Origin of the sequence: Paenibacillus sp. JMULE4 (genome assembly GCF_013337105.1) — a bacterium.
In the GTDB taxonomy this organism is placed as follows: Bacteria; Bacillota; Bacilli; order Paenibacillales; family NBRC-103111; genus Paenibacillus_G; species Paenibacillus_G naphthalenovorans.
This window is the reverse complement of sequence record NZ_SGWF01000015.1, coordinates 158,973-176,099: the sequence shown is the minus strand read 5'-3', so window position 1 is coordinate 176,099 and position 17,127 is coordinate 158,973. Positions and strand designations below refer to the sequence as shown.

14 protein-coding genes and 2 pseudogenes are annotated in these 17,127 nt (G+C 45.2%); 10 read left to right on the top strand and 6 right to left on the bottom strand.

Translation table 11 applies throughout. From position 1 onward, the window contains the following. Window positions 1–75: 75 nt before the first annotated feature. Complete coding sequence (locus tag EXW96_RS16955; protein WP_174351012.1) at window positions 76–1,725, top strand: hypothetical protein; 1,650 nt, start codon at window positions 76–78, stop codon at window positions 1,723–1,725. Here EXW96_RS16955 and EXW96_RS16950 read toward each other — a convergent pair. Together EXW96_RS16950 and EXW96_RS16945 are read right to left on the bottom strand one after the other, a co-directional pair. Beyond that, window positions 1,718–3,373, bottom strand: coding sequence for an IS5 family transposase (locus EXW96_RS16950; RefSeq protein WP_174351011.1), 1,656 nt, complete (start codon window positions 3,371–3,373; stop codon window positions 1,718–1,720). The two genes, EXW96_RS16955 and EXW96_RS16950, sit on opposite strands and share 8 nt — an antisense overlap. A gap of 983 nt (window positions 3,374–4,356) precedes the next feature. Next, window positions 4,357–5,655 carry an IS110 family RNA-guided transposase gene (locus EXW96_RS16945; RefSeq protein WP_375256441.1) on the bottom strand — a complete coding sequence of 433 codons (1,299 nt, stop codon included), beginning with the start codon at window positions 5,653–5,655 and terminating at the stop codon, window positions 4,357–4,359. 583 nt (window positions 5,656–6,238) lie between these two features. Between EXW96_RS16945 and EXW96_RS16940 the strand changes: the two genes are divergently transcribed. From EXW96_RS16940 to EXW96_RS16930, 4 genes are all read left to right on the top strand, one after another. Beyond that, window positions 6,239–6,589 carry a DUF2200 domain-containing protein gene (locus EXW96_RS16940; RefSeq protein WP_019007875.1) on the top strand — a complete coding sequence of 117 codons (351 nt, stop codon included), beginning with the start codon at window positions 6,239–6,241 and terminating at the stop codon, window positions 6,587–6,589. 313 nt (window positions 6,590–6,902) lie between these two features. Further along, window positions 6,903–7,163 (top strand): DUF6075 family protein, encoded by a 261-nt coding sequence (locus tag EXW96_RS28595; protein ID WP_375256458.1) that lies wholly within the window; start codon window positions 6,903–6,905, stop codon window positions 7,161–7,163. A gap of 230 nt (window positions 7,164–7,393) precedes the next feature. After that, window positions 7,394–7,687 (top strand): hypothetical protein, encoded by a 294-nt coding sequence (locus EXW96_RS16935; RefSeq protein ID WP_174351010.1) that lies wholly within the window; start codon window positions 7,394–7,396, stop codon window positions 7,685–7,687. A 24-nt stretch (window positions 7,688–7,711) separates the two neighbouring features. Next, on the top strand, window positions 7,712–8,143 hold the full coding sequence (locus EXW96_RS16930) for a hypothetical protein (protein WP_174351009.1): 432 nt from the start codon (window positions 7,712–7,714) through the stop codon (window positions 8,141–8,143). Between the two features lie 269 nt (window positions 8,144–8,412). Here EXW96_RS16930 and EXW96_RS16925 read toward each other — a convergent pair whose 3' ends face one another. Further along, a complete protein-coding gene (locus tag EXW96_RS16925; protein ID WP_174351008.1) occupies window positions 8,413–8,577 on the bottom strand; it encodes a helix-turn-helix transcriptional regulator in 165 nt (54 codons plus the stop codon). A 422-nt stretch (window positions 8,578–8,999) separates the two neighbouring features. Between EXW96_RS16925 and EXW96_RS16920 the strand changes: the two genes are divergently transcribed. Both EXW96_RS16920 and EXW96_RS16915 read left to right on the top strand, forming a co-directional pair. Further along, window positions 9,000–9,392, top strand: coding sequence for a DUF6508 domain-containing protein (locus EXW96_RS16920; protein ID WP_174351007.1), 393 nt, complete (start codon window positions 9,000–9,002; stop codon window positions 9,390–9,392). 492 nt (window positions 9,393–9,884) lie between these two features. Then, a pseudogene (locus EXW96_RS16915) lies at window positions 9,885–11,422 on the top strand (malate:quinone oxidoreductase). Window positions 11,423–11,547: 125 nt separating this feature from the next. Here EXW96_RS16915 and EXW96_RS16910 read toward each other — a convergent pair. After that, the gene (locus tag EXW96_RS16910; RefSeq protein WP_174351006.1) at window positions 11,548–12,051 is read right to left on the bottom strand and encodes a hypothetical protein; all 504 of its coding nucleotides are present in this window, start codon (window positions 12,049–12,051) and stop codon (window positions 11,548–11,550) included. A gap of 61 nt (window positions 12,052–12,112) precedes the next feature. Here EXW96_RS16910 and EXW96_RS16905 point away from each other — a divergent pair, with 61 nt between their 5' ends. Beyond that, window positions 12,113–12,262 carry a hypothetical protein gene (locus EXW96_RS16905; RefSeq protein WP_174351005.1) on the top strand — a complete coding sequence of 50 codons (150 nt, stop codon included), beginning with the start codon at window positions 12,113–12,115 and terminating at the stop codon, window positions 12,260–12,262. Here the strand turns inward: EXW96_RS16905 and EXW96_RS16900 are convergent. Further along, the gene (locus tag EXW96_RS16900) at window positions 12,259–12,936 is read right to left on the bottom strand and encodes a DUF2207 domain-containing protein (RefSeq protein WP_174351004.1); all 678 of its coding nucleotides are present in this window, start codon (window positions 12,934–12,936) and stop codon (window positions 12,259–12,261) included. The genes EXW96_RS16905 and EXW96_RS16900 overlap by 4 nt on opposite strands. A gap of 248 nt (window positions 12,937–13,184) precedes the next feature. Between EXW96_RS16900 and EXW96_RS16895 the strand changes: the two genes are divergently transcribed. Beyond that, window positions 13,185–14,165: a DUF4238 domain-containing protein gene (locus EXW96_RS16895; RefSeq protein ID WP_174351003.1), complete on the top strand. Its 981-nt coding sequence runs from the start codon at window positions 13,185–13,187 to the stop codon at window positions 14,163–14,165. 378 nt (window positions 14,166–14,543) lie between these two features. Then, a pseudogene (locus EXW96_RS16890) lies at window positions 14,544–15,125 on the top strand (SDR family oxidoreductase); the annotation flags it as partial. Between the two features lie 326 nt (window positions 15,126–15,451). Here EXW96_RS16890 and EXW96_RS16885 read toward each other — a convergent pair. Beyond that, complete coding sequence (locus tag EXW96_RS16885) at window positions 15,452–16,696, bottom strand: IS110 family RNA-guided transposase (protein ID WP_074730232.1); 1,245 nt, start codon at window positions 16,694–16,696, stop codon at window positions 15,452–15,454. Window positions 16,697–17,127 lie beyond the last annotated feature (431 nt).

Here is a 17,127-nt window from a genome sequence, read left to right as displayed (position 1 = left end):
TTGTGGGTGTTGTGTTCGTGATTAGATTTAAAAAAATGTAAAATTCATTTGAAAATATAGAACGGGTGAAGAGGAATGGGCGGAAAAGAAGGGGCAAGAGGGTACCTGTATCAGTCAGTTGTGTCAGTACTGAATTCATTGGTCGCAAGGGATTGGCTTTTCGTTCAAATCGAACCTGACACGACAAACGATAAGGTTGATATATCGTGGTTTTATGAAAACGATGAACAAGAAGTCACGCAAGTTAAATCTTCGATAAATAATTTTACTAAGTCCAATATTATTCATTGGTTTGAAACGCTGATTCAGGATGTGCCGAATGCAAAAGATTATAAATTAATCCTTATTGGAACTTGTAGTGATCCAACCAAACAGTTTATTAATAAACTGAACAAAAACAATTTTGATGATGACGAGCAGGATGAAATAGCTACAATCAGTCCTTTTCTTGATAAGATGACCGTCCAGTTAGAGAATTTCGAATTGGACTCAATGGAATCAAAAATTTATACGTCACTCAACAAATTCCTGTCTCATAAGGGACATACTGTTGGTCATTATTTGTTGGAAATGATGACGGGTGCAATTGTTTATCAATTTATTAAATTTTCAACAAATGGCAATAAAGTATCTAAAGCTGATTTTGAGAAGCAACTATTGGATTGGGTGTATTTTAATTATCCAGAAGTTAAGGGTGACTTGCCGTCCAATAAATTGCTTGTTGAGTTTTACCATTCCCAAAAAGTATCTTTTTCAAATACGATGAAGTCGTTTAATCTCCAATTACTAAACACGGAGTTTATTGAAAAACGAAAACAAAAGTTAATAAAAGCAATTGATGAAATCAATAATATCCATATACCACAAAAAGACAAAGAAGTGGTGAAGGAAACTGAAATATTTGGAAATCGCATTAAATTATCATTGCACGTTTCATCAGAATACTCACCGAAGAAGCAACAAGAAATCCGTGAAAAAACACAGCGGCTTCTGGGTATTCAACTAAGTGATGATTTCTTTTATGTTGGCAATTTGAAAGAGCAGAAAACTTGGCTTCATACACCATTCTTTTCAATTCCAGTTGAGCGAATCGGGGATGAAGTTGAAAAGCAAAAGTTTGAAAAGTTAGAGGAATATGATTATGAACTTGAGAAACTTGATGCATTTGTAAAGCAATTTAAATTTCTCGAAGAATTTTCACTCATACCTCTTGTTTTAAAGAACGAGGGAAAACAGTATGACGAAAAAATTAAGGTGTTGATTAAATTACCAAGGAGTATTGAAGTTCTTACACCAGACAGTTATCTAGAACCCGAATACATTGTATTAAAACAGTTTACAGGATATGATAGCATCTTAAATCTGTGCTTGCGTCACCAAAAAGATAGCAAAGTTCAAGACAATGTGAATAATTCGTTTACTCCATTTAACCAGCATCGAGATTTGTTAGGTCTTGAAGATCGAATTGAACATGATTATTCAGATTTTAGGTGGTATTTAAAAACGTTGCTTGATTTTGAAATCCATAACGAGGCAGATTATTTGGTGTTAGAGTTTCATTTCGATGAACTTAATCCTAAAGAGAACATTGCTTTCCCATCCTACATATTAGTCAAGGCGAATGAATCCTTTGTGATTAATTATGAAATCACGTCAAAGAACTCTCAGGATGTATCGACAGGGCAATTGCATTACATAGGGCTTGCTGAACGATTGTTTACCTGAAAATGATGGTGGGGCGACGGCGAAGCAGAATGGAAAAAATGAAGCAAAAGAGAACGCGCAGCCTGCGTTCCAGATTCATCACCAGCAGTTGCAGCGTGATGACGGACTCGCTCGTCTGTGCAAGGCGCGCTCGAATACGGTCAAGCCCGTACTTTCGCTTGCCTTCTCCGAATTTGCCTTCAATGGCGTTTCGTTCCCCCGCATCTTGTTTAGCCAGGTGCCGCTGCTCGTTTGTCTGACCGTCTTTCGGCGGTCGACCCAAAGCCGGTCCGCTGAGCCGAATGCCATGTTGTTTGCAGAAGTTTCGATTCTCCCGCGTGCGATAGATTTGATCCGCCTGTACAACCGCCGGATAGCATCCCATGCGGCTGCGGTACTTCTTAATCGCCTCGATGAGCGTCGTGCTCTCGTTGAAATTGTCCCAGGAAATACGATCAAGGAACGCATAGCCCTTCGTCATGCTTACGGCGATCTTGGCTCCAAACTCGACTCGCGCTTTGGCTTTCCCGCGCACGATCGGCCTGACATGCGGTTGGTGAATGCTGACGATCCGATCTTCGATCTGATGTGTACGACCGTTGTACATTTGAAGTTGCTGGCGATACAGTTCGTGAATGACCAACAAGTCGCGGCAGGCTTTGCGGCTAAGCAGCGTAAGCGGCTGCTCTTTCGCCTGCTCGGCGATGATGGCCAGATTACGCCCGACGTATCCAAGCTGTCGCCTGATCGCTTTGCGAATCACTTTCGGTCCCGGACGGCGCTGCTTGGAGACCGCCAGATACTGCTTGCGCGCTTTTTCCCTGTAGGTACGCGGCTTTGTCGCTTTACCGACAACCGGTTCATGCAGCGTGTCGATGATCCCTTCGAGCTTCTCCCGTGCCTCATTGAGTAGATTCAAATCGGTTGGATACGCGACATCCGCCGGTGCACAACTGGCATCAACGAGAAGCGTTCCTGCATTGGGAGTGAGCGGTGCTTCCGTAACGAGTTCTTGCCTATCTGTGGAAAGCGGCTCGTTTGCTGACGCCTGCTCATTCGCCCATTCCTGGGCTTGTTCCGCAAGCGCCTGCTCCGTAGTGGCTGGGATCGCCGGCTTCACGGCTTGGGCCTTCGCATCATCAAACATCGTTTGTTGCTCCGCTGTATCTGAAGAGGCGCTCTTCTTGCTTGCTCGTTTTCTTTTACTGCTTATGCCGCCGCCATTCGCGTCGCCCTCGTCATCGTCCTTCCATTCCTTCGCGCCTTCGGTGGCCACGATCTCATTGATTTCGGCGAGCACATCCTTCAGGCGTTTGCGGAAATGCGTCATCATGGAGTGATGAAAGGGGGGCTTCATTTCGAACCCGGCCAAGCCAATGAAGTACTGCATGTACGGATTTTCGCTGATCGACGCAAGCGTCTCCCGATCCGTCAGCTGCATCCGCTCTTGAATAATGAGAGCGCCCAGTCCCATTCGCAAGCTGAGTGTGTGCTGCCCGCGAAACGTGTCCTTGAAGAACTGGCCGTAGTTTTTCTCGGCATGCGCCCATGGTACCAGCTTCGCCAACTGAACCCAACGATTTTCTTTATCCAGTTTCCCGCCGAAGGGCAGAAAGAAATCGTCCGGCAAAATCATTTGGTTTTCTAGATGCACGGTCGGCTTGTACACGCTCGTCACTCTCCGTCTGCAAGGTTTTGGCTGCTATTTCCTGTGTTTTCTTTGCATATGAATTCGACATAATGAGCTCAAACCCCTTGTTGTGACGCCGTTTTTAGCCAATTTTCGAGCGTTCAGCAAGCCCTACATAGTGGATTAAACAAGTATAACTGTTAAAGTGTATAGATCGTGTACGTTCAAGAGTAAAATGAATTAGGTACATTTCAATATCCAAAGGAACATTGACTTTAGTCGGAGCGTTCGGTTTCCAACTTTCTTTACATGGTAATATCTAGTGGTTCCACACTTTCTTTTTTTCATGTTTATCACATGCCGCGGCAAACCCAATAAAATCAACAAAATTGGTCCCAGAGTTTTTTTACACCTGACATTTGTAGACAGCTAATAAATCCCGTCCTGGGGCAATAAAACTGTCCAGAGACAATAAAAAATGTCCAAGAAGCCGAGCGGTGTTAGGGTTCATGCCTGATCACCTGTTCGGCTTCATCTTTTGGAAAGGGGTAGGGGGAGAGGGTGAAAGGGAAAAGGGGTTGATAAATCAGGCTTTGTCCCAATATACCCTCCCACTATAAAGTAATTTTTTCTCCTGTTTTCCCGCCCATTCTTAGTTTTTCAACTTTGACGCCTTGAGGATGTTGATAGACATTGGTGAACAATTGAATAGATTACATTTTTTTCTGTAAGGGCCGGTGGCGGGAATAGAGCTTGAACTCGATTTTATCCAAACTATGGATATATTGGTATGATCGCACAGTGGATCTCCACATTCACCCTTGGGGTTTACCCTCCCATGTCACGCTGGGTCTATGCCCTTACATTCCTTCGTTCTACCTCTCAAGGGGTGGAGGCCGATTCTTGCTCCCTTACTGGGTCGTTGCCCTTATGGTGTATTGTTCTTCGGCTTCTCCGGTGCTTCCGTTGTCAAAGTTGTACACATATGAATACGTGAGAATTCAGGATGACATTGATTAATTTTAAGCTGCACTCCGTTGTAGCTGGGCTTGTCGAACGGGTCCTAATACATCGATTGCATCATACTCTTTTTGCTTTGTCCCCAAGGTGTATAAGATTCGAATGAGTTTTCCACATAGGGCGATGATCGACTGTTTTTTCTTCAGCGGATTCTGACTCCGCGTGGTGTAGTGCTTGTGTAGAGCCTTGAACACTTCGTTCTTGGCCACCATCGGCATCATACAACGGAACAAAAGCGCTCGGAGGCGAGATCGCCCTCGCTTGGTGATGCCGGTCTTCCCTTTACGTTTACCAGAGCTGTTCTCTTTCAGGTTGAGACCCGCCAGGCGGATGATCTGCTGGCCATGGTCGTACTTGTTCAGGTCTCCTACCTCAGCCAGAAATCCAGCTACGGTGACTTCTCCAACCCCTGGGATACTTAGCATGTGTGCAGCTCCCGGAATTTTCTCCAGGATTTCCATCACCTTCTGCATCGTGGACTCCAGTTGCTTGATAAACAGATCGAACTGCTCTAATAGGGCGGATAATTCCAACCTTGCTGCCATGGTTCCTTCCGTTAATCCAATGGAGGACGTTGCAGCAGCGTAGAGTTGCTCTGCTCGCTTGATGCCTACGCCTCGCTTTACTTCCGTCTTCCAGTGTGTGAGAATGCCTCTGGCGCCTGTAGAGACAACCTCCTCTGGCGTTGGAAACCGTCGCATGGTCATAAGCGAGGTCTTGCCGTCCCATTCCTTAAATACGCTGGAATACTCTGGGAAGAAGCGATCGAACCAGTTCCCGATTCGTGCCTTCACTTGCTTGAGATTGATGGATACCTTCTCTCGAAAATTCATCAGAATACGCAAATCCGCATATTCCTTCGTCGGAAGACTGGGCTCAGAGTACTTGCCATTTCGGATTAAATCCGCAATGACTTTAGCATCCTTGTAGTCGCTTTTGGTCGGTGAATTGTCTTCCAGCTCTTTAGTTTTGTTTACATGATGCGGATTCACCACTACAACTTTGATGCCTTGCCCTTCTAAGAATGCAGCCAACGGGAACCAGTAGTGTCCAGTAGGCTCAACGCCAAATACAATTTCCGTTTTGGCATTAGCTTGCTGAAGTTCCTTCATCCACAAGGCTAGTTTCATTAGCCCTTCTTGATCGTTGTAAAAAGTGCATTCCTTGCCTAGTTCAAGGCCACGGAAGTCCACAGCACGAGCTACATGAATCTTCTTGGCAATGTCCGCACCGATGACAAGCGTTCTTTCGGAAATTCTTGTAATTCGTTGATTTTGCTTCTGTTTCAGCTTATACTTCATGGTAGAGCGTCCTCCTTTTAATTAGGGCAGTGAATGTGTCCCATTCCAAGACCCAGCATACAGGAGACGCTTTTTTCATTCAAACCTCAATTTACTTCATTACAGGAATGGCTCCCCCTTTGTCCTTTCCCTTATCCCTGCCCCCTCGTTCCCTCAAATATTTCTCTGGACATTTCCCAACGTTCCGTTTTCGTGCTCCCTTTCAACTTCCACTACCTAATTTCTTCCAATTTGGCGGACACTTTTATTTTCTCCCCATTTTGTACCAACTCGTTCCTCAAGTCCTGAAAACCCTTGTACAGCAAGGGATTGGAGGCTTTGGTGGGGCTTAAGTGGGATGGACATGAATTATTGTCTCTTGACATAGTAGGGAATTTAAAATGGGATGATCATGCTCGTATGATTTTATTGCTTGGAGGGGGCAGTCGATAAGGGAGCTTTTTAGGTGAATGTCCATCATACATCATGGTTATAAAAATGTGATACAATTTCCTGTAAGAGAGAAGAAACAAATTATTGGTTCTAAACTGTCCAATAAAAATGCGATGCAACTGATGCTTAGAAAATTAAGGGAGGATGTATTATGCCCAAACATCAGATTTATACAATGAGTGTCGCAAGAGTCTATCCCCATTATATTTCGAAAGCAGAGAAAAAAGGGCGTACAAAATCAGAAGTTGATGAAATCATCCGTTGGTTGACTGGGTACAGTCAGGAAGAGCTTGAATCACATCTGGAAAAACAGACAGACTTTGAGACCTTCTTTGCGGAAGCTCCCCAATTGAATCCTGCACGGACTTTGATCAAAGGTGTAGTTTGCGGTGTTCGAGTGGAAGATATCGAAGAACCAACAATGCGGGAAATTCGCTATTTGGATAAGCTGATTGATGAGTTAGCTAGGGGAAAAGCGATGGAGAAGATTTTGCGAAAATAATAAGGTCTAAGATTTTATGCAATTATCAACACTGGAAATTTATAATCATCTTCTTGGCGTTGGGTATTATAGCAATGTGTTGCACGCTTATCCAACCACCTTTTATCCAATCATCTACCCTTATGCCACAGGAGCCACTGGTATCATTCTGTTGCTCAAAGGAATGGGTAAGCACCATGAACTTGTCACCTTTATCCTACTACCCAATTATCATCACAAACCCATCCGCATATGACATAGAAGTTCTTCAAAAAACAGGAGGGGACTTCTATGTTTTTGTTTCCAGAGCACCAGGAGAGGTACGATCAATTTCTTGAAACAGGATGGGACGCACCCAAAAGACAGGGAAAGGCAGGCATTATTTTATATTTTTGCTGGTTACAAGTACTTGGGAGATAGGATTGAACATTTTTACGACTTCGAAGGTCGGATGATCCGTCCAGAGGCATTTCAAGTGGTCGATTTGACGAGCGGTTCAAGAGAGTTGGCGGAGTTGGCATTACAACTACGAATGCGGAACTATCGCCGATCTGTTTGCGAACCTGGACGAACGAAACAGGCGATTGGCGGTTGAGGGGGATCAAGCTCAGGTTTGGGTTATAGTGCAAACCGTTTCAGCGAGTGAGCGATCCCGATGCCAAATACAGCATTGGTAAAAATTAAAGATACGCTCGACCAGCCCCTTGCTTCCCTCATTCGCTTACCTATCACGAATATTAAGACTTAAGGAATCTATAATAAACCGTCGATACTTAAAAATGGTGAGCAATTTCGTTCAACTTTTGAGATTCAGGAGGAGAAAAGATGGCGAAAGAACTGTTGATGGCATCACTTCGCATGGAGAGAAACCCTATGGCGATTTCGATTACCGACTCTTCAAAGCTGGGAATTGATCTCAAAATGCTTAAGAAATTGGACGATCATATTGAATTTGATCCGATGCATGTTGTTCCGAAATTTAAGAGGGAAACATTAGATCGGCTTGCAGAACAAATCATAACTGATTTTGAAAGCAGGGGGGCAGTTGAATCTCAAGAAGATGAAAACAGGGAAGAAGTTGTTGCTCACCGTGTTGTCAATATGACGAAAACCATGTAATGTACTGCAATGTAACGGGATGCAATGAAGAAGAATGGAATAAAATTTAAAAAAATGATTCCTTCCAAAGCACAGTTCCGAGACAGTTTCAGTTTGGATAGAGCACCATTTGTTCTCACAAGCGATGATCTTGGAGAGGGCTACAGGAGTGAATTCTTTGGAAAAACTCTACAAAAAGCATTCTCATTAGCACGTTATGTTGACAGCTATAGGGAAAAACCTTTCACAACCGAAGCGAAAGCATTTATTCATAAAGAAATTGAGTTGCTCGACGAGTTGAATGTCAACGATAATTCCGATGCGAACGAGGTTATCGGATATTTTAAAGAAATCAAGGATTTAATCTTGGAGGGCAGGAGTCTGGGAGGACGATCAAAAGGGATTGTGCGATTGATCAAGGAAAAAATTGTGAAGGTGGCTGTTGAGCAGGATCTTTTAAAAATGATCGATTTGTAAACGTTTCTATTGAGGAGCTATTGAAGACTCCTCTTTTTCTTTTTGCACGATGGTATACTGGAGATAAAGGGAGCAGGCTAATTGTTTGATCAGCTCATCCTTAAATGAAATTGCAAAAGGGGGCAGTGTACTTGGACATGATACCCAAGGCTGAGCCGCAGAAAATTCCATTTCAGGTATTTGAAAAATCCATACCAAACGAAGGGAAATGGGAATTGATCGATGGAGAGCTTTTTTCATCCTTAAACATGTTTTCAAACTCTTCCAAATTAGCCCAACGCAGTTAAAACAAGTTTTACAGTTGTACTTTCTGCTACTCCAGTTAATTCTAATCTTCGGATTGTTCTTTCACTTACACCAGAGATTTCTGCTAATTGTGCTTGAGTTAACAGTTTTAGTTTCCTTAATTGTTTAATTTTTAACCCTATGTGCATTTTATAATTCCGCTCCTTTTTTGTGTATTTGTCTCAATTATATATCCAGGCTCAACCCAGTTTAAGGTCAGATATAGGACAATTATAGGTGATTTACAGGACAACAGGTGTTTTTTAATCATTACAGTTACTCAGCCTATGGCGTCTTGCTTCGAATGGAGAGTATTACAATGATCGTCAATGACTGGCTCCTTTTCCCTTTAATTGCTCAGTCGGCTGACATCAATTCATAAAATATACATAAACGTTCAACTCAAATCGGTCTAATTTTGCCGTTATTATAATTGGAATCCAAGCAGATGCATAAGTTGTATGCATGAATTTATGAATGAATTATAGAAGTGGTTCATAAAACCTGCATAAGATTTATGAAAAGTTAAGGCATCTAGGTGCTTATCTTAGACGAAAAGAGGTTTTTACCATTGTATGACAAGGAAATCACGTCACAAGATATAGATAAAATATTAAAACTTTATGCAAAGTCAAAGGAATTAGTGGGTGCGGATCCACTTGACGGAAGATTGCAAGAATTTACTCATCAACTGCTTCAAACACTGTTTGAGACGGGTTTTCTGATGGTGTTTAACTGGCATGAGTGGCTTGACAGGAATGAAGCTTTTAAGGATTTAAACAAGGATATCCACGAAGAAATCAATTTTGCGGATTTGGAAACCTTATCAAAGTTGATGACTAGCTACGTAAGAGGCGACAGATTTAACGAAGGATTGTTGGAACATATTGTAGCGGATGGCAAACTGCAATGCATTCTCGAAAGATTACGGGAGATAAAAGAACAGCTAGAAGCGGAAAAGTAATCAGCAAATACAAAAAAATGCTGTCTTTAACCAGCATGTCGATATAATCGTATTCACAATAAAAGCATTTGGTCATAACATAAATCAATCTTATGCAAATAAATGGGAACCATCTGTGAGGGAAGTTGGGCCTTCATATAAAATTCTCTCTCCAATGTGAAGATTTGATGACATCTGATATCCGCGGAATTGCGTAACCGTGAGACAAACCAAGGCTCAACCCTTGCCGGAAGCCGGGTTAAGCCTTGGTTTTTGTGTATCCAATGGCTCTTGTGGACGGACTCCTCATTTTTTACCAGCTTTTTAATAGCTTATAAATATTATATAATAGTAAATAAATATATTAATCTATTAATAATAGTGATACACTATAATCAGGTTATAATTGATCCAGAAAAGATGTGTCACTAAGCCGCGCCCTGGCTTGTTGTGGCGCCTAAGCAGGAGTGCTTACATCCTTTCTGCAAAACGTAGGGTATAAGGACGGTTAAAATGAGCAACAGACAAATGAAAACAGACGTTATCTTAATTGGTGCCGGAATCATGAGTGCTACTTTAGGGTCACTGCTGAAAGAATTAGTACCGGATTGGGACATTACAGTGTTTGAAAGGCGTGCAAACGCAGGAGAGGAAAGCTCCAACGAATGGAATAATGCGGGAACGGGGCATGCCGCACTGTGCGAGCTTAACTACACCGTCGAAAAACCGGACGGATCCATAGACATTAGCAAAGCGATAAAGGTTAACGAAGAGTTTCAGGTTTCAAAGCAGTTCTGGTCCTATCTGGTAAACAGCAATCTGATACGCGATCCGCGTGACTTTATCATGCCAGTCCCTCATATGAGTTTTGTACAAGGGGAACATGATGTACATTTTTTGAAAAAACGTTTTGATGCGCTGTCTAGCAATCCGCTGTTTCAAGGGATGGAATATTCCGATGACCCGGGAAAACTGATGGAATGGATTCCGCTTATGATGAAAGACCGGACATTGAATAAACCTATAGCGGCTACAAGAATCGAATCCGGAACGGATGTTAACTTTGGCGCTTTAACGCGCATATTGTTTGCCCACTTAAAAAATAAAAATGTCGATATAAAATTCAACCATCATGTTGATGATATTAAACGTACTGGGGACGGCTCGTGGGAATTGAAAGTGCGGAATGTCGATAGCGGTACCGTCGAACGCCATACGGCAAAATTCGTCTTTATCGGCGGCGGGGGAGGAAGCCTGCATTTGCTGCAAAAATCCGGTATTCCTGAAGGAAAAGGTATCGGAGGATTTCCGGTAAGCGGACTATTTATGGTGTGTCAGAACCCGGATATTGTAGCGCAGCATCATGCAAAAGTATACGGCAAAGCTTCGGTCGGCGCTCCTCCAATGTCCGTTCCGCATCTTGACACAAGATTTATCGACAACAAAGAATCGCTGTTATTTGGACCGTTTGCCGGCTTCTCGCCAAAGTTTTTAAAATTCGGTTCCATGCTTGATTTGGTAACTTCCGTAAAACCGCATAATCTCGTAACGATGATGGCGGCAGGCGTAAAAAACGCTTCATTGACAACATACCTGATCAAGCAGGTGATGTTATCGAAAGAACAGCGCATGGAAGCATTACGGGAATTTATCCCGAACGCCAAAAGCGAGGACTGGGATTTGCTGGTAGCTGGCCAGCGTGTGCAAATTATCAAAGATACGGCTGCCGGCAAAGGAACGCTTCAATTTGGTACGGAAGTGATTAGTGCCGCTGATGGCTCGATAGCTGCATTGCTCGGTGCTTCTCCGGGTGCTTCTACCGCCGTTTCCGTCATGCTTGAGGTCATAAAAAATGCTTCCCGCAGCATTTAAAAACGTGGGAGCCGAAAATAAAGGAAATGATTCCTTCTTATGGCGTGTCACTATTGAAAAACCCGGAACTTATTCACGAAATTCATACTTCAACAGCACGGACGCTTGGATTAAGCGAAAACTTGCCGTTACAGGCAAGCAACCCGAACCATACCATAAATAACGAAGTTTTGATTTGAGATTCATTTGCCGGTCCGTTATAGCCGTTAAGCTGTGGGGAAATGATGGTAATAAAGCAGCGTCAGTCAAGGACTTTATTTTCCTCCTTGGCCGCCGCTGCTTTTTTTCTTATGTCTGACGCAGTCTAATCCCCGCCACCGCCACCGCCGTCTCCGCATGCGGGCGCCGTTTTTACGCCGTTCCAGGAACGGACCAAGGCATATTCGATCGCCGCCAGAAGGTCCGGCTGGAACAGGGGAGAGGCGCGATATAAGATTTCCTCCGGGTACTGCCTCCTCACGCTCTTCAGAAATTTCTTGCCGACGCCGAGCACGATGGCCGCCTCCATTAACCGCTCAAGACGTATCGGATCACCGCCGGCATCACCGCCGCCCTTCGCTAATTTCCGCCGCCAAGCTTTGATGGCAAACCGGTAAGGGGCGATGCTCCGGTCCGCCACGCGGCCGGGCATGAATCCAACGAGCAATAGTGAAAGAAGGATGCAGAGGAAGTAATCATCGATCACCGGGCCGCTCAACAATTGGGCGGCGGCAAAGAAGCATACCGCAAGGAATGCAATGGTGAAGCCTTTCCTCCGCCACCGGACGCTGGCCCATACGGCTCCCCCGCCCACAAAGATAATCAGCAACAGTAGAGAATCCCACATTTTCACATCTGCAATGTACAAATAGAGAAGGAGCCCGAAGTGTATGGCAGCCAATACGGGAATCCACACTTTTCTGGCGGGATACACCCCGAAGCCGGCCATGGTATCCGGCTTTCTCTCCAGCAGCAGCCGCAGCCAGCGGCCAAAAGCCCTGCCAAGGCGGCGGGAGCGCTGGATGTATTTGCTCTCTTAAGCCTTTTGCTTTCGTTCCGTCTTGGTAGGTCCCGCCAGATGCTCGAGCGAGAGCACGGAGGTGCCGCGGAACAGCCATCCCAGAAGGTGCCGGTCCGCCGCATCCAACCGGCTCCGGTCGCCTTTGAAGGTAAACTGCGGCAGCCCCTTTTGAGCATTCGGGTCCTCTTGAAATCGTTGTCCCGCCGCTGCCCGGCTGACTCCGATGTATCCCCGCCGATTTTGCGCAAGGAAAGTCCAATCTAACTCGCCGCCGTCTGCGTATTTCACGGCCGCCTTGTCGATCCGATAGCGGTAATACAGCTGCCACGTTTCATTCTTTGCCCGAAAGTCGACATAATACGTGCCGCGGCGGGGGTTCCAGTCGACGTTCAGCCGGTTCAGTCCGACGTATCCGAAATCGCCGAGAACCCGGTCGGAAGGGGGAGTATAAGCTTCGAAGAATTCTATATTTTCCCCGCCGTACGCATCCATATGCCGAGGCATCCAGTCGTAATCGCCGTGTACGGTATACGTGTATAATTCCTCCACATACAGATCCCCGTCCGGCATGATGTCCGCCATGATCTCAACCTTATCGATGGTGTAAGATGATGTTTCGCCGCAACCGGGAAGCAGCAATAACGAAAGCAGTAGTGAGAAAAGGAGCAGTGTTATCCGGTATGTACTCTTCATCGCCGTCCTCCAAGTTGTGCAGGATGTCATTATCCTGTATTACGTAAAGGATGTTAGAGGAAAATAAAGTTTTAGACTGAAAAATAAAGTGTTAGACCGGGAAATAATGTATTAGACTGACTACCGGCGTTAAGCTAATAGCCAGAATAATTTAATGGCCTATTAATCTCCTTGAAGTCCAAAATGTATTGACAAGAGAATCTAAAACAGTTTACGTTTCCCTTAATATAGAAAATGGAGGAAACCCTATGACCGGTAACAAAGTAATTAACCAGCATACCGTATCCCAAAGCTATCTTCGCTTTTTTGCGAACAAGGCCGAACAGATTTACGTATTTGACAAGCTACAGAAAAAAACCTTTCCAACTCATATCCGTAACGTCGCAAGCGGCAGATATTTTTACGATTTTCCCGAAGGACTTCGGCCAAATGAAGAAGGGGAGCTTCCGGATCAAATTGTGGAAAAGTTCTTCGCCGAGATTGAAGGGGAATACCCAAAAAAGATCAATAAAATCATCGCCGCGTATCACATGGCACATCCAGATAAAGTATACAGTATGCCCGCATTTTCTCTTGAGGATAAAATGGAGATAGCAGGGCTTATCACCCTGCAAATCTTACGGACGAAAGAGTTTAGGGCAGGGCTTGTAGAACTATATGAAAAATTCACCAAGTCACTGTTGGATCGTTTTATACAGGAAGATGTGTCCGAATTTGACCCAGATAGCTACGAATTAAAAATCAAGAACGAATTTTACTCGGTCCTGCAAGCGCAGCAACTCGCTAACCCAGAGTTTCTAGATAGTATGACGCAAACACTGATGAATCATATTTGGGTAGTTTTTGTAAATTTAACCGACTTGCCCATCTACACATCCGACACCCCGATTGTCAAACACGCCAATAAAGATGACAAATTCATCAGCTATGGCGGATACGCTTCGGAAGGAATTGAGATCCATTATCCGCTCAATAGTAAATTTGTATTAACCTTAATGGATCGCAGATATTTTAAGGACATGGAAGCATTAGAGAACTGCTTTTTACCATTGGATAATGTTGAGAACATAAAATACCTAAACGGCCTACAGATCAGCCATGCTTATCGCCAGGTATTCTGTGCAGAAGACAAATTTGATATGGCGTTCGATTATTGCAAACAGTACCTAGATGCTTGCGAAGAAGATAAAAACCGTGTAAGTGTTCATGCATTCGGACGCAAGTATTAAAAGAAAAGCTACCTTATTTGGCCTAAAATAGAAAGGTTATTCAGTGGGTGGCTCGGCTCCATTTATTAATTGAAGTATCGAGGAACTTTAGTCCAACAAAACGGCAGCAGTCTAGGCCTTTATTTTCTAGTCCATGGCTGTTGCTGTTCTTACTTCAAGGGTCAGTCTAATACTTATTCTTCTGGAACTGACAGATTTGTAATTCGTAAAGCAGCGATTGATCAATCTCTTCGGTCTAATACTTTATTTTCCGGTATCAAAGGAGGCCATTCATGTTTCGGCTAACTGGCATATTTTACATTCGCAGCGCCGGCAGCTTGAGGGAGGGATGATACTTTCGATGGTTCAATATGACATACTTTGTCATATTGATGCTCTAACGTACCCGTATGGGAGCACTCCCTTGAAAGGGGACTTCGCATGCTTCGGCTTGCGATGGATACCCATATCATTACAAGCCACTTTGCATTACCCCTGTTAATCCGAAACAGGAACGGACTGGTCATTGAGGTAACGGACGGCACGGCAGAATACAACGACAAAAACTACCGATTATCCCTGTTCTACGATCTGGCCAAGACGTCTGTCATTCGAATGGCCAAATCTTTAGCCTATGAACTTTTACCATATCAATGCACCGCCATAGCAGTGACTCCGGGTTGGATGCGTTCTGAATTGATGCTTGATCACTATGGTGTTACAGAAGAGAACTGGCGTGATGCCGTAGTGAAGGAACCTCATTTCATCATCTCGGAAACGCCGCGTTTTGTAGGGCGTGCCGTTGCCGCATTAGCCGGAGATCCGGAGGTTGCCCGATGGAACGGTCAATCTGTGTCAAGCGGCAAGCTCGCACAAGTGTATGGTTTTTATGATCTTGACGGATCGCAGCCAGACTGCTGGCGGTATCTCGTAGAAGTGGTGGATGCAGGGAAACCGGCGAATGCTACCGGGTACCGCTAATACAGCTGATCAGAAGTTGACGGTTTTGCAGGTGTCCAGGAAGCCATGCATGATCAGGACTTGATCTGGTCTCGTGCCCGGCTTCTTATTTTGGAAATAATAACTTATTTGGTAAAAAATTCTTCGAAAATGTGATACCATAAAAAGGACTAAAGAAAGTCCAGCGGTAATATGTCAAGTCCCTGATTCGTGGAAATTGGAAATTATTTTGGCCCAAAACGCGATGACTCAGGGAAAAAGGCAACACCAAACTAAACCCAGTCGAAAATCGAGTTAATTACCAGATTTTAACTGGGAATCCGTGAAGGACTTTGGCAAAGGAGGCGTTAATCCTTCGCAGTTGTCACCTTCCTTCCAGGCGTGTAGAGTTGGCCGTTGCGTAGCAGCACATCGACCAGACGCACAAGTTTTCTTGCCGTTAAGACGAGGGCGCGTTTGTGTTGATGCTTAGGCACTTCAACGTACTTCTTCCGGTAATACTCGCCGAATTCCGGTTCGCGGTTTTTCACCGAGTTGGCAGCTTCAACAAGGTAATAACGAAGGAATCGGTTGCCGGAACGAATGCGTTTGGTATCTTCGGCCTCAAAGCCCCCGGACTGATGTTTACGCCATGTCAGGCCTGCATATTTAGCTACGGCGGCCTGATCGCTAAAGCGTTCGATGTCGCCGATCTCCGCCAGAATGCCGGCGGCGTACACCCGGTCGATGCCCGGAATGGAGCGCAGGCACTGAGCGCCGGGGATGCCAGCCAGAATGCGTTCGATCGCCTTGTCCAGCTCTTTCAGTTGGCTCTGAATACTCCGGATGGCCTGTATGGAAGTGCCGAGAACCAGATCAATGGAATCCTCTACGACCTTTGAAAGGCGGTAGGACGCTCGTGCAGCCTTCTGGATGCAGCGGGCGACATGCTCCGGGTCAGGGAAACGGTTCTTTCCCTTCTCCTTGAGATAGTCGGCCAAGTCGGCGACTTCCATGTCGGCAATCTCATCGAGGCTGAACTTTTCCGAGAGCATCTCCATGATGGCGTGGCCGAAAACGGAGCTGTCGACTTCGGAACGAAACGCATTGCATTTGTAGAACAGATTCTGCAGGAAGTACTGCTTCTCGCGTGTCAGGTTGTGAACCAGATGGTACCGCATGCGCGTCAGGCGCTGAAGCGCGATGTACTGCTCCTGCATGACGATGGTCGTCGTGAGACGGCCGAAGCGCAGGCGTTCGGCGATGATCCAGGCATCGATCCGATCGGTCTTGTCCATATCCGCGTAGGCTTCCCGGAACTTGTTGATAAGCTTCGGGTTGATCGTGAACACCTTGGTTTTCCGCTCTTGAAGCGAGGCATCCTCATGCAGGTACATAGCCGGATGCCAGCTATAGACCGAGGTTGCTTCAAGGCCGATATGGATTTCGGAAGCCGGCAGCTTGTCCGCAGCAGCCACGATGCGGTCGCGCAGATGCGAGGCACCGTGTAGATTGTTTTCTACCTTGAGCGTTTCAAGCGTATCGCCTTCCGGATTCATGAAACACGCTTCCAGTTCTTCTGAACTGACGTCAATACCGACAAATAATTTCAAGGGTGATCCCTCCCTTCTGGATTCGGGATTTAGGGAATTGGACTCTTCGGGATGCCCCCAGCGCGCTCGCCGATCAGTCACCCTCGCATATGAGAACTTCCTTCGGTCCATGAGCTGCCTCGAAGCTGCTATCTTCGAGCATGGGTTGCCGAAGGGGACAGCCAGCGGGTAAGAAGTTCAAACGAGTGCTGGGGAAACAGACTTTAGATGTAGTCGAACTACAGGAGTGAGACGAATTTCCCCAAATGACCCTAAGCTCATTGTCTGGGAACATCACGAAAAGTCCAAGACCCTAATTGTATTTTTTAAAGTTGTCAAAGAGCGGTTTTCTCTCTGGACCCCGACTTCCGCTCCTTGCCCTTCGGGCTGCGGTGCGGGTCGGCTACGTCCACCATAGTTTCACTGCAGATTAACTGGAAATTCTTCAAAAA

What these genes read in the sequence shown, in the direction of transcription:
- EXW96_RS16925 (WP_174351008.1), bottom strand. Translation starts at nt 8,577, where the DNA reads ATGCACATAGGGTTAAAAATTAAACAATTAAGGAAACTAAAACTGTTA.
- EXW96_RS16935 (WP_174351010.1), top strand. Translation starts at nt 7,394, where the DNA reads ATGGCGAAAGAACTGTTGATGGCATCACTTCGCATGGAGAGAAACCCT.
- EXW96_RS16955 (WP_174351012.1), top strand. Translation starts at nt 76, where the DNA reads ATGGGCGGAAAAGAAGGGGCAAGAGGGTACCTGTATCAGTCAGTTGTG.
- EXW96_RS16895 (WP_174351003.1), top strand. Translation starts at nt 13,185, where the DNA reads ATGACCGGTAACAAAGTAATTAACCAGCATACCGTATCCCAAAGCTAT.
- EXW96_RS16930 (WP_174351009.1), top strand. Translation starts at nt 7,712, where the DNA reads ATGAAGAAGAATGGAATAAAATTTAAAAAAATGATTCCTTCCAAAGCA.
- EXW96_RS16945 (WP_375256441.1), bottom strand. Translation starts at nt 5,655, where the DNA reads ATGAAGTATAAGCTGAAACAGAAGCAAAATCAACGAATTACAAGAATT.
- EXW96_RS16940 (WP_019007875.1), top strand. Translation starts at nt 6,239, where the DNA reads ATGCCCAAACATCAGATTTATACAATGAGTGTCGCAAGAGTCTATCCC.
- EXW96_RS16905 (WP_174351005.1), top strand. Translation starts at nt 12,113, where the DNA reads ATGGCAGCCAATACGGGAATCCACACTTTTCTGGCGGGATACACCCCG.
- EXW96_RS16900 (WP_174351004.1), bottom strand. Translation starts at nt 12,936, where the DNA reads ATGAAGAGTACATACCGGATAACACTGCTCCTTTTCTCACTACTGCTT.